At 59.6% G+C, this 15,493-nt stretch carries 10 protein-coding genes; 2 read left to right on the top strand and 8 right to left on the bottom strand.

Going from position 1 to position 15,493, the window contains the following annotated elements; all coding sequences use genetic code 11:
* Positions 1-109 precede the first annotated feature (109 nt).
* Positions 110-1,198: a YeiH family protein gene (locus tag CPter91_RS17225; protein ID WP_236905847.1), complete on the top strand. Its 1,089-nt coding sequence runs from the start codon at positions 110-112 to the stop codon at positions 1,196-1,198.
* Positions 1,199-1,272: 74 nt separating this feature from the next.
* Here CPter91_RS17225 and CPter91_RS17230 read toward each other — a convergent pair whose 3' ends face one another.
* Positions 1,273-2,331, bottom strand: coding sequence for an NAD(P)-dependent alcohol dehydrogenase (locus CPter91_RS17230; protein ID WP_061942334.1), 1,059 nt, complete (start codon positions 2,329-2,331; stop codon positions 1,273-1,275).
* Between the two features lie 402 nt (positions 2,332-2,733).
* On the opposite strand from CPter91_RS17230, the gene CPter91_RS17235 reads away from it, so the two are divergent.
* Positions 2,734-3,846 (top strand): porin, encoded by a 1,113-nt coding sequence (locus tag CPter91_RS17235; protein ID WP_061942337.1) that lies wholly within the window; start codon positions 2,734-2,736, stop codon positions 3,844-3,846.
* Positions 3,847-3,925: 79 nt separating this feature from the next.
* Here the strand turns inward: CPter91_RS17235 and rpiA are convergent, their stop codons facing one another.
* The 7 genes from rpiA to smc all read right to left on the bottom strand — a co-directional run bounded on the left by rpiA (position 3,926) and on the right by smc (position 15,271).
* The gene (gene rpiA / locus CPter91_RS17240) at positions 3,926-4,597 is read right to left on the bottom strand and encodes a ribose-5-phosphate isomerase RpiA (RefSeq protein ID WP_061946362.1); all 672 of its coding nucleotides are present in this window, start codon (positions 4,595-4,597) and stop codon (positions 3,926-3,928) included.
* 90 nt (positions 4,598-4,687) lie between these two features.
* Positions 4,688-6,454 (bottom strand): cation:proton antiporter, encoded by a 1,767-nt coding sequence (locus CPter91_RS17245; RefSeq protein WP_061942340.1) that lies wholly within the window; start codon positions 6,452-6,454, stop codon positions 4,688-4,690.
* Positions 6,455-6,743: 289 nt separating this feature from the next.
* Positions 6,744-7,280, bottom strand: a complete 537-nt coding sequence (gene def / locus CPter91_RS17250) for a peptide deformylase (protein WP_061942342.1) — start codon at positions 7,278-7,280, stop codon at positions 6,744-6,746.
* A 19-nt stretch (positions 7,281-7,299) separates the two neighbouring features.
* Positions 7,300-8,175 carry a UTP--glucose-1-phosphate uridylyltransferase GalU gene (gene galU / locus CPter91_RS17255; RefSeq protein ID WP_061942344.1) on the bottom strand — a complete coding sequence of 292 codons (876 nt, stop codon included), beginning with the start codon at positions 8,173-8,175 and terminating at the stop codon, positions 7,300-7,302.
* Positions 8,168-10,255, bottom strand: coding sequence for an NAD-dependent DNA ligase LigA (gene ligA, locus CPter91_RS17260; RefSeq protein WP_061942346.1), 2,088 nt, complete (start codon positions 10,253-10,255; stop codon positions 8,168-8,170). The genes galU and ligA overlap by 8 nt, the downstream gene beginning before the upstream one ends.
* Positions 10,256-10,257: 2 nt before the next feature.
* On the bottom strand, positions 10,258-11,400 hold the full coding sequence (locus tag CPter91_RS17265) for a cell division protein ZipA C-terminal FtsZ-binding domain-containing protein (RefSeq protein WP_061942348.1): 1,143 nt from the start codon (positions 11,398-11,400) through the stop codon (positions 10,258-10,260).
* Between the two features lie 340 nt (positions 11,401-11,740).
* Positions 11,741-15,271 carry a chromosome segregation protein SMC gene (gene smc, locus CPter91_RS17270; protein WP_061946364.1) on the bottom strand — a complete coding sequence of 1,177 codons (3,531 nt, stop codon included), beginning with the start codon at positions 15,269-15,271 and terminating at the stop codon, positions 11,741-11,743.
* Positions 15,272-15,493 lie beyond the last annotated feature (222 nt).

The raw sequence follows: 15,493 nt of genomic DNA on the forward strand, positions 1-15,493 counted from the left end.
ACCTGAAAAACAGGTTAATTATACAAAATTAATCCGTTTTTCTTTTAAACCATGCCTGGTTATAGTGGTTTCCATGGCAGCACACGCTGCATCAAGATTGGAACCCATAGTGAATACCTCGACGCTGGCAAGCACAGCCCCAACTTCCAAGACCCAGTCGCCACGCCTGCTGGCCGGCCTGCTGCTGAGCGCGGCCATTGCCGCCGCCGCCACCGCCGCCGCCCGCATCGACTGGCTGCAGGCGCACGGCTTCAGCGCCCTGACGCTGGCGATCGTGATCGGCATGCTGGTCGGCAACCTGGGTTATCAACGGATCGCGCCGGCCTGCGGACCAGGCGTGAATTTTTCCAAGCAAAACCTGCTGCGGCTGGGCATCATCCTGTACGGCTTCCGCCTGACTTTCCAGGATATCGGCCATGTAGGCATCAGCGGCGTACTGATCGATGCACTGGTGCTGTGCTCCACCTTCGGCATGGCGCTGCTGCTCGGCACCCGGCTGTTCAAGCTGGATCGCAATACCGCCATGCTGATCGGCGCCGGCAGCTCGATCTGCGGCGCGGCGGCGGTGATGGCGACCGAGCCGGTGCTGCGCGCCCAGCCGGCGCAAGTCACGGTGGCAGTGGCTACGGTGGTGATGTTCGGTTCGCTGGCGATCTTCCTTTACCCGCTGCTGTACCAGTTGAACCTGCACTGGCAGTTCCTGGCCGCTTCGCCGCTGGCTTACGGCATTTTCACCGGCTCCACCGTGCATGAAGTGGCGCAGGTGGTGGCGGCAGCACGCGCCGTCAGCCCCGACGCCGCCAATACCGCGGTGATCGCCAAGATGGTGCGGGTGATGATGCTGGCGCCGTTCCTGATGCTGCTGTCGGCTTATGTGGCGAAGAAATCGACCGGATCGGACAAGGCCGGCCGTGCCGGGAAAGCTGGACGCCTGGCGATTCCCTGGTTCGCTTTCGGTTTTGTGGCGGTAGTGGCACTCAATTCGTTGGCCGCGCTGCCGACCGCACTGGTGGCGCACGTCAACGATGCCGACAATGTGCTGCTGGCGATGGCGATGGCCGCGCTGGGCATCTCTACCCATTTTTCATCGATACGCACGGCTGGCATCAAACCGTTGCTGTTTGCGGCCTGCCTGTTCGGCTGGCTGATCGTCGGCGGCGCAGTAATCAATAATGTGGTGCTGCGCTTGTTTGCCTGATCTGCGGCTTTTACCTACAAGCTATAAAACCCGGGCGGCCCTGCAAGGAAATCCTTGCAGGGCCGCTCAGTCCGTCAGGCCGCCGCAGGCAGGGATGCCATGTCGATCACGAAGCGATACTTGACGTCACTCTTCAGCATCCGTTCGTAAGCCTGGTTGATATCCTGGATAGCGATCAATTCAATATCCGAGACGATGCCGTGTTCGGCGCAGAAATCCAGCATTTCCTGGGTTTCCTTGATGCCGCCTATCAGCGAGCCGGCCAGGGTGCGCCGTTTCATGATCAGGTTGAACACATTGGGCGAAGGATGGGCTTCCGCCGGCGCGCCCACCAGCGTCATGGCGCCGTCGCGTTTCAGCAGGTTCAGGAAAGCGTCCAGGTTATGCGGCGCCGCCACGGTATTCAGGATGAAATCGAAGCTGTTGGCGTGCTGCGCCATCTGCGCGGCATCCTTGGAGATCACCACTTCGTCGGCGCCAAGCCGCAAGGCATCTTCGGTCTTTCCTGGCGAAGTGGTAAACAACACCACATGCGCGCCCATCGCATGGGCGATCTTGACGCCCATGTGGCCGAGCCCGCCCAGGCCGACGATGCCGACCTTGTGCCCCTTGCTGACATTCCAGTGGCGCAGTGGTGAATAAGTAGTGATGCCGGCGCACAGTAACGGCGCTACTGCTGCCAGATTGAGTTTGTCCGAGACATGCAGGACGAATTTCTGGTCGACCACGATATTGCTGGCATAGCCGCCATAGGTGACGCCGCCGCTATGCTTGTCTTCGGCATTGTAGGTGCCGGTGAAGCCGTTTTCGCAATATTGTTCCAGCCCTTCGGCGCAGCTCGGACAGTGCTGGCAAGAATCCACCATGCAGCCGACGCCGGCAAGGTCGCCCGCCTTGAATTGTTTCACCTGAGCGCCAACTGCCACCACCCGTCCGACAATTTCATGTCCGGGCACTGCCGGGTAGACGGTGTTGTGCCATTCATTGCGCGCGGTGTGCAGGTCGGAGTGGCAGACGCCGCAAAACAGGATCTCGATCTGTACATCGGTCGGACCCGGCGTGCGTCGCTCAAAGGCGAATTGCGCCAGCGGCGCGTGGGCATTATGTGCGGCATAGCCTGTAGCTTTCAGCATGACATTTCCTTTTTGATATATGGAACGACAAACCCCGGGCGCCTGGAAATCATTGTACAGGCGCGCCATGCGCCATCTTAGCCCTGCCGGCAAGGCTTTGCAGGCAAGCGCCGCTTATCCGGCCTAGGCCACCGATTGCAGCGATGAATTCTCACTATACGCTAGCGCGAATAATTCATATGTTTAGTCATAAATGTCATAAACGGCTGTCAAAAAACAACATAAACCGGCAACGTCCATTAAATTGAAAATATTTTTCAAAAAACAAGTGCATTTTTCTTATGGGAAGGTAATATCTAGCCCGTTCAGCCAGTAACAATTAGTAACAATAGTAACTATTTGTTACGCAACGCCCTGCGCCGGACACCAGGATAAATTACTTATAAATATCAAAGGGAAGAAATGAAAAAGACCGTATTTGCACTAGCCGCTCTCGGCCTGATCGGCGCTAATGCACACGCTCAAAGCAATGTCACCATCTACGGCGTGGTCGATGCCAGCCTGACATACACCAGCAAGGTCGGCGCCAAGAACGATAGCCGCTTCAGCGTCGACTCCGGCGACCTGTCCACTTCCCGCATCGGCTTCAAGGGCGTGGAAGACCTGGGCGGCGGCCTGAAAGCGATTTTCCATCTGGAAAACGGCTTCAATGCGGATGACGGCACCTTCGGCACAGCCAGCACCCTGTTCGACCGTAAATCGGTGGTCGGCCTGTCGGGTGCGTTCGGCACAGTCACCATCGGCCGCCAGACCGACTTCCTGGAAGACATCGGCAACAAGTACACCTCGGTGCAGACCTTCGGCGGCAACGGCGTCAAGGGCGGCCACTTCAACAATCTGGACCGTGTCTCCGGCGCCCGCACCAACAATTCGATCCGCTACGACAGCAGCAACCTGAGCGGCTTCACCGGCAGCCTGTTCTACGGCTTCGGCGAAGTAGCCGGCCAGACTTCGGCAGGCCAGGCTTTCGGCCTCGGCGGCAACTATGCCAACGGCCCCTTCGGCATCGGCCTGGCTTACTTCCAGACCAAGCTGGCGGCTGACGCCTTGCCGACCAAGGCAGGCGATACCGATCTGAAGACCTTCACCCTGGGCGCCAGCTACCAAGCCGGCCCGGCCAAGATCTACGGCGCATGGTCGCAAGCCAAGCGTCCACTGGCGACAGCCGTGGCAAGCACTGGCCTGGTCAACATCACCACCGCGACCAAAGCCAATATTTTTGACCTGGGCGTGGATTACGCACTGACGGGCAATCTGCACCTGCTGGCCAGCGTGATCTATGATCGCGCCGACATCAGCCGCAAGACTACCGGCTCGACCAAGGGCAAGACTACCCAGCTCAACCTGGGCGTCGACTACTTCCTGTCCAAGCGCACCGACCTGTACGCCATGTACAGCAACCAGCGCGCCAACGATGTCAACAACCCAGGCGTGATCAACGGCGCCTACAGCAGCGCGCCGGCGGACGACAGCAGCCAGAACGTCTTGCGCGTCGGCCTGCGTCACAAGTTCTGATCAGGGATAGTTAGCAGCAAGTAGCACCTGGCGAGGGAAACCATGTTCCCTCGCCTCTTCCTGCAGCAAGAAAGAAAACTTAGAAGGTCAATGTCTTGACGCCGTCAGGCGTGCCAAGCAAGCACACGTCAGCACCCTGCTGCGCGAACAGGCCGACCGTCACCACGCCGGTGATCTGGTTGATTTGCCGTTCCAGTTCAACCGGATCGGCGATCTTCAAACCCACCACGTCGATGATCACGTTGCCGTTGTCGGTAATCAGCGGAATACCATCCTTGAAACGCAGGTTCGGCTCGCCGCCCAGCTTGACCAGCTTGCGCGCCACCACCGCCTGCGCCATCGGAATCACCTCGACCGGCAGCGGAAACTTGCCCAGCATCTTGACCAGCTTGGAACCGTCGGCGATGCAAATGAATTTCTCGGCCACCGAGGCAACGATCTTTTCCCGCGTCAGCGCCGCGCCGCCGCCTTTGATCATGGCGCCCTGCGCGGTGATTTCATCGGCGCCGTCGACATATACCGGCATGGTGGCAACCTGATTGAGGTCATAGACTTCGATATCATGGGCGCGCAGCCGTGCCGCAGTGGCTTCGGAGGAAGCAACCGCACCCTTGATGCGATGCTTGATCTTGGCCAGTTCGTCGATGAAGAAATTGGCGGTAGAGCCAGTGCCGACGCCGACAATCTGGCCGTCCACCACGTATTTAATTGCTTCACGGGCAACAGCTTGTTTGAGTTGATCCTGGGTCATGGCAGTCATGGCAATGTCTTGAAAGAGATAAAAGCGTTATTTTAACCAATCGACGGCCAATCCCCCTAAATCAATCGCCCATGCTGCCTGTCAGTGTTTCTCGTCCGGCTGCTGTTCCAGGGTTTCGCGCAAGGCGATCTGCAGCTTGGAATGCAGTTTGACGAAACGCTGCCAGAGCACCAGCACCAGCACCGCAGCGCCCACCAGCACCAGGATCAGCAGATTGGTCGGCGGCAGGATGCGGCTGCTGAGCGCGGCGATCATCAGCATGATGCCGACGATGGAGACCACCGGGATGACTTCCGCGATCACGCGCCGCACCGCATGGTTATAGGAGCCTGCCCATTCCGGCCTGACGCTGATTTCCGCCAGCAGCATGCTCAGCGCATGCAGCTTGCGGTAGGTCGCGATCAGGAACGGCAGCGACAGCAGCAGCGCCCCGCCCCAGACGATTGCATCCTGCACTTGCGGATCCGCGACCCAGGCTGACATGCTGCCGCCGAGCGCCTCGGCAAAATAACCGCCGATGATAAAGATTGCTGCGACCAGCGCCAGGTTCACCACTACCTGCAGCAGAATGCGGCGGATAATCCGCGACAACTCCGCGCGGTCGCCCTGTGGCTGCAGGCTGGCGAGCCAGGTTGAATACATACCGAACACCGACGCCAGTTTACCCGGCATGGCCTTCGCCAGCCGGCTGGAAAGCGGATCGGCCAGCTTGATCAGATAGGGCGTGAGCAAAGTGGTCACCGCCGACACTGCCACTACCGTCGGATACAGGAAATCGCTGGTGACTTTCAGGCTGACGCCAAGCGCTGCGATGATGAAGGAAAATTCGCCGATCTGCGACAGGCCCATGCCGACCCGCATCGAGGTGCGGCCGTCCTGCCCGGACAGGAAAGTCGCCAGCCCGCAGCTGACCACCTTGCCCAGTACTACCGCCAGCGTGATGACGGCAATCGGCAGCCAGTACTGCGCCAGGATGGAGGGATTGAACAACAGGCCGATAGCGACGAAAAAGATGGCGCTGAACATGTCGCGCACCGGTTCGATCAGGCGTTCGATCTGATGCAGATGGCGCGACTCGGCCATCACGGCGCCGATCAGGAAAGCGCCCAGCGCCACGCTGTACTCCATTTTCATGACCAGAAGGCAGAAGCCGAAACAGAGGCCGAGCACCGTTACCAGCAGCATTTCCTTGCTCTTGAATTTAGCCACGTAATCGAGCAGGCGTGGCACGATCAGGATACCCGCCACCAGCGACACGATCATGAACAGGACCAGCTTGCCGATCGTGGTGACGGCGTCGCCGGCATCCACCGAGCCGCTGGTCGCCACGCCCGAGAGCAAGGCGATCATGCCGATCGCCAGCACATCTTCGACGATCAGGATGCCGAAAATCAGCTGCGCAAATTTCTCGCGCTTCATGCCAAGCTCATTGAGCGCCTTGACGATGATAGTGGTGGAAGAGACCGACAGCATCGCCCCGAGGAACACCGCATCCATCTTCTTCCAGCCGAAATAGATGCCGATTTCATAGCCGACCCACAGCATCAGCGTGATTTCCGCCAGCGCCGCCACAAACGCGGTGGCGCCGACCTTGGCCAGCTTCTTCAGGCTGAATTCCAGCCCCAGAGAAAACAGCAGAAAGATCACCCCAAGCTCCGCCAGGATCTGGATCGTGCGCTCATCGGTGATCAGCGAGAACGGCGGCGTGTGCGGCCCGATAATCACGCCGGCGACGATATAGCCGAGCACCACCGGCTGCTTGAAACGGTTGAACAGGACCGTGACGACGCCGGCAATCAGCATGATGACGGCAAGATCCTGGATGAAGGTTTCTACTGCATGGTGCATGGGCAAGCTTTCCGAATAGAAGTAAGCGGCTATTGGGGAGGCGCACGAACAGGAGCAGCGCAGGCAGCGCCGCCATGCAAGGCAGTGATGGGTGAGGCCGCAGCGAGGCCGACAAATGCATTGACCTTAGCTTAATTGCAATTATATCCGCTATCGAATATTTATTTCTAATAGCTTAGTGATTCATGCGGTGATGTACATGGTAGGGTGGGCACGCTTCTGTGCCCACGCGGGTCCGCGATGGCCGGAGTTCACGCGTGGGCACACAAGCGTGCCCACCCTACGTCGTTCAATCGTCGTGATTCGGATCCAGTTCCGGGAACAACACCTCGGTAAAGCCGAATTGCGTGAAATCCTTGATGCGCATCGGATACAGGATGCCGTTCAGATGGTCGCATTCATGTTGCACCACGCGCGCATGGAAACCGTCGACGTCGCGGCTGATGCGCGCGCCCGTCTGGTCGACGCCTTCATAATGCAGTTGGGTCCAGCGCGGCACCACGCCGCGCATGCCGGGCACCGAGAGACAGCCTTCCCAGCCGTCTTCCAGTTCTTCCGACAAGGGACGCAGGAGTGGGTTGATCAAGACCGTCTCCGGCACCGCCGGCGCGTCCGGATAACGGACGTTGTTCTTGAAGCCGAAAATCACCAGCTGCAGATTGACGCCGATCTGCGGCGCCGCCAGGCCGGCGCCGTTGACCGCATGCATGGTTTCAAACATGTCGGCGATCAGGCTTTCCAGCTCCGGCGTGCCGAAAGCGGTTACCGGCTCGGCTTGCCGCAGCAGGCGCGGATCGCCCATCTTCAGGATTTCGCGAACGGTCATGATCGGCTCTTCGATGTAATTACTTGAACTGTTTCAGGTACTCGGCAAACTCGGCGCCGGTTTCAGGATGCTTCAGGCCCATCGCCAGGGTCGCCTTCAGGTAACCCAGTTTGGAACCGCAATCATAACGCTGGCCGGCGTAGCGGTAAGCCAGCACGCGCTCGTTTTTCATCAGCGCGGCGATGCCGTCGGTCAGCTGAATCTCACCGCCGGCGCCTTTGCCCAGACCTTCCAGATGATCGAAAATCTTGTTGGTCAGGATATAGCGCCCCACCACCGCCAGGGTCGAAGGCGCTTGCTCCGGCAGCGGTTTCTCGACGATGCTGTTGACCTTTTCCAGATTGGTCTTGTACGCATCAATGCTGACGATGCCATATTGCTTGGTGTCGGCGCGCGGCACATCCTGCACTGCCAGCATGCTGGAATTTTCTTCAGCGAAAATATCCGTCATCTGCGCCAGCACCGGCTTCTGCCCGGCCGCCACATCCATGAAATCGTCCGCCAGCAAAACGGCGAACGGTTCATTGCCGACCACCGGACGGGCGCACAGCACCGCATGTCCCAGGCCCAGCATTTCCGACTGGCGGATGAAGATGCAGTTGATATGTTTCGGGATGACGTTCTGCACCAGATCCAGCAAGCGGTCCTTGCCGGCCGCTTCCAGTTCGGTTTCCAGTTCATAAGCCTTGTCGAAATGATCTTCGATGGCGCGCTTGTTGCGGCCGGTGATGAACACCATGTCGGTGATGCCGGCGGCGACCGCCTCTTCCACTGCGTACTGGATCAATGGCTTATCGACGATGGGCAGCATTTCTTTAGGCTGGGCCTTGGTGGCCGGCAGAAAACGGCTGCCCAGGCCGGCGACAGGAAATACGGCTTTTCTGATTTTACTCATGTTGGTTCCCTTGTTCGCTTTCTATAAGAGTGCGGAATGCGGCTTCATCCAGGATCGGGATGTTCAACTCTTCCGCCTTGGTAAGTTTGCTGCCGGCCTCGGCGCCTGCGACCACATAGCTGGTCTTCTTGGATACCGAACCGGTCACCTTGCCGCCGGCCGCCTCGATCATGGCGGCGGCGGCATCGCGCGTGAGCGTCGGCAGGCTGCCGGTCAGCACGAAGGTCTTGCCTAACAAGAACTTGGACGCGCTTTCTGCCGGCAAGTTCTCCGGCCAATGAATTCCAGCCGCACGCAGCTGCTCCACCAGTTCCCGGTTCAGCCGATCGGCAAAGAAAGCTTGCAAGGAACGTGCCACTACGGGGCCGATATCAGCCACTTCCAGCAATTGTTCTTCAGTAGCCTGCATGACGCCGTCGATGCTGCCGAAATGCGTCGCCAGTTCTTTCGCGGTGGCTTCGCCGACATGACGGATGCCAAGTGCATAAATGAAACGCCCAAGGGTAGTCGATTTCGATTTTTCCAATGCGGACAAGACATTTTGCGCTGACTTGTCGGCCATCCGGTCCAGCTCCGCCAGCTTCAGCAAACCCAGCTTGTACAGATCGGCAGCAGTGGTGATGACGTTGCGGTCGACCATCTGTTCGATCAACTGGTCGCCCAGGCCTTCGATATCCATCGCCCGGCGCGAAGCAAAATGCTGCAGGCCGCCCTTGCGCTGCGCGGCGCACTTGACCCAGCCGCCGGAACAGCGCGCGATCGCTTCGTCTTCCAGCTTGACGATGGCCGAGCCGCAAATCGGGCAAGCCGTCGGCATGACGAAGGCTTGCGCATCGGCCGGCCGCAAGTCGGCCACGAAGGCCACTACTTCCGGAATCACGTCGCCGGCGCGGCGCACGATGACGGTATCGCCGATCTGGATATCCTTGCGCCGCACTTCATCTTCATTATGCAAGGTGGCGTTGGTGACAGTGACGCCGCCGACAAATACCGGCGCCAGCCGCGCCACCGGCGTCACCGCGCCGGTGCGACCGATCTGCACTTCAATGCCGAGCACCTGGGTGGTGGCCTCTTCCGCCGGGAATTTATGCGCCAGCGCGAACCGCGGCGCGCGCGAGACAAACCCCAGGGTCTGCTGCTGCAGCAGGCGGTTGACCTTGTACACCACGCCATCGATTTCATAAGGCAGCTGCGGGCGCTTGCTGCCGATGCCGCGGAAAAAATCCAGCAGACCGGCGGCGCCCTTGACTACGCTGCGTTCCTTGCAGACCGGCAGTCCGAGTTCGCTATACCAGTCCAGCAAGGCCGAATGCGAAGCCGGCATGGTTGCGCCCTCCAGCGTTCCTATGCCGTAAGCAAAAAAACGCAAGGTGCGCTGCGCCGTGATGCGCGAATCCAGTTGACGCAAGCTGCCGGCGGCAGCATTGCGCGGATTGGCGAATTCCTTCATTTCCGCTTCGCGCTGGCGGGCGTTGAGCTTGGCGAAGTCTTCCTTGAACATCAGCACTTCGCCGCGCACGTCCAGCACCTTCGGCGGATGCTCGCCATGCAGGCGCAAGGGAATCGCGCGCACGGTGCGGATATTGCTGGTGACGTTTTCACCGGTGGTGCCGTCGCCGCGCGTGGCCGCCTGCACCAGCACGCCGTCTTCGTAGCGCAGGTTGATGGCAAGGCCGTCGAACTTCAATTCGGCAGCGTATTCGATCTCACTGTCGACATGGGTATCGAGGCCATCGCGGACGCGGCGGTCGAACTCGACGATGTCGTTGTCTTCAAAGCCGTTGCCCAGCGATAGCATGGGAATCGAATGCCGGACCTGCTCGAACTGCGGCAAGGGCGCGGCGCCGACGCGCTGGGTAGGCGAATCGGGTGTGTTCAGCTCGGGATGCTCCCGCTCCAGCGCCTGCAGTTCGCGAAACAGCTGGTCGTATTCGGCGTCGGGAATCGACGGATTATCGAGCACGTAGTAGGAATGATTGTGGCGATTCAGCTCGCCAGCCAGCCAGGCGGCGCGCAAGCGCCATTCGGCGGCATCGGTAGATTTCTCCGTGCCGCCGGCGTGTGATGATGGTAGGGACATAATTAACTAAATAAACGCAGGGCCCGCACTGAGCCGGCCGGAATTTCGGCGGCATCCATTTCACGGTAGAAGGCATCGACCTGGCCGGCGATCTCGGCCAGCTGGACGTCGGCCAGGGGCTGGTTGCTGTCATCGACCAGCACGCCGCCGAGGCGCGCCGCCAGCGAACGGCCGCAAGCGACCATGGCGCCGTAGCCGTCACGGTCGGGAGCGACGCGCGGCACATCCAGCAGCAGGGTCAGGCGGCTGGTGGTTTCGGCCACCGCGCTGGCATTGGTCGATAAGGAGAACAGCAGGCCGCCATCGCCATCCGACATCACCATTCGGCCTTCCGGCCGGGCATCGAAGCCTTGCCGCGTCAAGGCAGCCTGCAAGGTACTGATGGCCCACGGTGCGCCGTTCGACTGGATATTCACGCCCAGCTGCGCATCGTGTTCAATCACGAACTGATGCAGCGAACGCGCGGTGTGCATCACTTCCATCATGTCCGGCAAGTCCGGCTCGGCGCCGAGGTCGTCGGCGATCTGGCGTAAGCGGCTGACCAGCTCGGAATATTCGATTTCATTCAGGGGATTAGTGCGGTTGGCCAGTTGCACGCCTGCCAGCAAAGTGCTGTAGACGCCGCCGTGCGCCACCGGCTCCCAGTCGCCGTTGGCGTCCTCGCCGATGAAATGGATAGGCTTGTTGCCGACATGGCGCAGGCTTTGCAGGGCCGGCAATATCTTGTCGCCGCGCACCGGCGCTTCCAGCGCCAGCGGGATGGCGCAATCGATCAGTTCATCGACCGGCAGATCGCGGCGCACCGCTGGTGCTGCCACCGGAGCGCTTGCCACCGGAGCGCCGTATTGCGGCTCAAGCGCCTGCTGCTCTGCGCTTTGCTCGATGTCGTCATGCGCTGCGGCTGCCTGCCTGGCGTCGCCCCTGCCGTCGAGCTCACTCTCGAGTTCGCTCTCGAACAGCTTCGGCTCGTGACGCACCGGCGCCTCGCCGCCGTCCTTGGGCGTCATCAAGACATCGTCATGCGATCCGGAAAATGCCCGTTCTACGCTTTTCTTGGCCTTGTATTCCTGCCATTTATTGTAGGAAATGACGCCAACAAGAAACGCGCCTCCGATGATGAACAGGCTGGTCTGTAAATCTGTCATTCTGCTGATGCCTTAATAGCGAACACTGCCATGTCACCGGCATACGCGCTTGAAATATAAATCTGCGATTGAAATCGTGGTCTGGTCATTGATTAGAGCTGTTCTTGTGAAAACGCTACTAGTATTACTGTATATGGGCTCAAGGTAAAATTATTGAGACATTTTTTTACAATATATTGCATCGCGACACTTAAATCAGCTTAGTGTCGCTGCAAAAAGTTGTCAAGCAGGCCAAGCCGCACCGCCTTAGTCAGTTGGGGACAGAGTCGCACGGATGGTGTAATTCGTCGCGCTACGGCGACTCTTAAACCCTATCCGGGCGACTCTGTCCCGCAATTACTTAAGCTGCCACCGCATCGCTGGCAAAACTTCTGGCCGCCTCCATGTCCACCGCCACGATCCGCGATACGCCCTGCTCCTGCATGGTGACGCCGATCAGCTGCTGCGCCATCTCCATCGCAATCTTATTATGCGAAATGAAGAGGAACTGTGTGTTAGCAGACATACGCTTTACCATATTGCAGAAACGTTCGGTATTGGCGTCGTCCAGCGGCGCATCGACCTCGTCCAGCAGGCAGAACGGCGCCGGATTCAGCTGGAACATCGAGAACACCAGCGCGGTCGCCGTCAGCGCCTTTTCGCCGCCCGACAGCAAATGGATCGTCGCATTCTTCTTGCCCGGCGGCTGTGCCATCACCTGCACGCCGGAATCGAGGATCTCGTCGCCGGTCATGATCAGCTTGGCCTGGCCGCCGCCGAACAGGATCGGGAACAGTTCGGCAAAGTGATGATTGACCTTGTCGAAAGTGTCTTGCAGCAGGTCGCGGGTTTCCTTGTCGATCTTGTGGATCGCGTCCTGTAGCGTGTTGATGGCTTCGGTCAGGTCGGCGTTTTGCGCATCCAGGAAATTCTTGCGCTCGGAGGCCTGCGCCAGTTCGTCCAGCGCCGCCAGGTTGACCGCGCCCAGGCCGGCGATCGCATTGGTCAGGCGCGTGACTTCGCCTTGCAGATACGATGGCCGCATCTCGGCAGTCAGCTTTTCGCTCAGCGCCGCTTCGTCCGCCTGCGCTTCGAGCAACTGCTGCACGTATTGTTCCTGGTTCAGGCGCGCTGCCTGTTCCTTCAGCTGCAATTCCATGATGCGTTCGCGCTGCGGCTGCAGGCTGCGCTCGGCTTGCAGCCGGCTTTCTTCGTGCTGGCGCAGGTTCTGCGAGACCTGGTCCAGCTCGTGGCGCGTATCGGCCAACGCCCGTTCCTGTTCGCTGCGCTTGTCCAGCAAATCTTGCAGGCCGGCCTGGGCGGCCTGGTCGTCCAGGCTTTCCAGCTCCAGATGGCCTTGCTGCATGTTGGCGAACAGCTGCGCCGCCTGCTCCAGCGCGGTGGCGATGCTGCGCTTGAGTTCTTCGATCTTGTTGCGATGGGATTTCTCGGCAAATTCTGCTTCTTGCGCCGCCCGCTCCATTTCACGCAAGCGCTGACGGGCGTCGTTCAGTTGCTGTTCCTTGCCCAGATAGTCGGTCTGGCCGTCTTCGTGCTTTTCCTGCAGCTCGGCCAGTTCCATGTCGAGCTGCTCGAACTTGGCTTCCGATTCCATCTTGACCTGCTGCTGCTCGCTTTCCTGGGCGGCGATTTCCGCCAGGTCGGCAGCGATCTGCGAACTGCGCTGGTTGAAACGCTCCTGCAATTCGGACAGTTTCATGACATCGATCTGCAAGCCGTGCACTGCCTGGGTCAGGCTGGTGTGGCGCAAGCGCATTTCCTGCAGGCGCTGGGTAGCTTGCGACAATGCCGCGTCTGCCCGCACCGAACGCGAGCGCGCTTCGTCGGCCAGCATCTGCTGAGCCCGCAACTGCTTGGTGATGTTTTCGATTTCCTGCTGACGTGCCAGCATGCCGTCCTGCTCCGAATCGGAAGCATAGAAGCGCACGCCACTCTTGCTGATCACATGGCCCTGGCGGGTAACGAAGCTGGCCCCCAGCGGCAGCTTGCTGCGCTCGGCAAAGGCCGTTACGGTGTCGTCCGCGGCGTAGAAATTGTGCAGCCAGTCTTGCATCAGCACGCGCAAGCCTGGATCGTTCAGTTGCAACAGGTTGATGAAAGGCTTCAGGCCGGCAGGCGCATCGGCAGGTGTCGCCGCGGCCACGCCGTTCGGCGAAAACAAGGCCAGTTTGGCTGGCGGCGCATCGTTGAAAAAGGCCTTGGCCCAGTCCAGATTGGACATTTCCAGGGCCGAGGTACGCTCGCGCAAGACCGATTCCAGCGCGGTTTCCCAGCCGCCGTCGATGTGCAGCTTCTGCCACAGGCGCGGCAACTCAGCCAGTTCGTGCTTTTGCAGCCAGGGCTGGACCTTGCCTTCGGTCTGCACGCTTTCCTGCAGCTGCTTGAGCGCGCTCAGGCGCGCTTCCAGCTGCGCATTGTTGGCGCTTTCGGTATTCACCTGCTGCTGCGCATCGCGCCGTTCCTCTTCCAGGCGCGGCTGCTGCTCTTGCAACTCTTCCAGCTGCATGCCGGTTTCTTCCAGGCCGGCCTGCTTTTCTTCCAGCTGCATGCGCAGATTGGTCAGATGTGCATTATCCGGCAGGTTCAAGCCGTTCTTTTCCTGCGCCAGGCGTTCGCGCCGACTGCTCAAGCCATTCAGGATGTTCGAGGCGTTGCGCTGATGGGTAGACTCCAGCTCGATCTGCTGCTGGATCTGCATGATCTTGCCGCGCGATTCCGTGCTCTTCAGTTGCGCTTCGCGCCAGCTCTGCTCCAGCGCCGGCAGCTGGTCGTTATGCTGCTGCGACGCCACCTGCGATTGCTCGACGCGCGCCATCAGCTCTTCCAGGTGCATCTCGGCTTCCACCAGATCGTCCTGGAACTGCGTGCCCTGGCGTTGCCATTGGTCGCGCTGCGCGGTCAGGGAATTGAGCTGCGACTGCAGGCGGTTACGCGATTCGATCACGAACTTGATCTGCGCTTCCAGGCTGCCGATCTCGGAATTGGTCTGGTACAGATGGCCTTGCGCCTGATGCATGCGGTCGCCGGCGGCATAATGCGCCTGGCGCATGTGTTCCAGTTCGGTTTCCACATGGCGCAGTTTGGCAGTCTGTTCTTCCAGATCGGTTTGCGCCTTTTCAATCTCGCGGAAGTATTTCTCTTGCTCGCCCTTGGCTTCGTTCTTGCGCAACAGCCACAGCAGTTTTTGTTTTTCTTCCTGGTCGCCTTGCAATTCATGGAATTTCTGCGCGACCGCGGCCTGCGCCTGCAGCTTGGCCAGGTTGGCGTTCAGCTCGCGTAAGATGTCCTCGACCCGCACCAGATTTTCGCGGGTATCGTTCAGGCGATTCTCGGTTTCGCGACGCCGCTCCTTGTACTTGGAAACGCCGGCCGCCTCCTCCAGGAAAACCCGCAGTTCTTCCGGACGCGCTTCGATGATGCGCGAAATCATGCCTTGGCCGATGATCGCGTAAGCGCGCGGACCAAGTCCGGTGCCCATGAAGATATCCTGGATATCGCGGCGCCGAACGGCCTGGTTGTTGATGTAATAAGTCGACGTGCCGTCGCGCGTCAAGGTGCGCTTGACGGCGATTTCAGCGTACTGGCTCCACTGGCCGGCAGCTTTGCCGAGGCCGTTGTCGAACACCAGCTCCACCGATGAACGGCCAGCCGGCTTGCGGTGCGAAGAGCCGTTGAAAATGACGTCCTGCATCGATTCGCCGCGCAGCTCGGAAGCCTTGGATTCACCCAAAACCCAGCGCACAGCATCGATGATATTCGACTTGCCGCAGCCATTCGGCCCCACCACGCCGACCAGCTGGCCGGGGACCTGGAAATTGGTAGGATCGACGAAAGACTTGAATCCCGATAATTTAATGGAAGTTAGACGCACGTTATCGACTGTTCTTATCAAAGTCGGCGAAAAAGCTGCCGTCATACTAAAAACGGGAAAAACCCCGCAGGAGGCCGACATCATAACATTCCACCCCATCATATATGCGATCTGAATGGCTGTGAATATCGGGAAATGCGATTGTTACTTCAGTTGCTTTCCATTCCGGCATAACAATGCGCGGGCATAAAACGATTGGCTTTGGGCCCGGGACACGGACAG

Origin of the sequence: Collimonas pratensis, assembly GCF_001584185.1 — a bacterium.
Lineage (GTDB): Bacteria > Pseudomonadota > Gammaproteobacteria > Burkholderiales > Burkholderiaceae_D > Collimonas > Collimonas pratensis.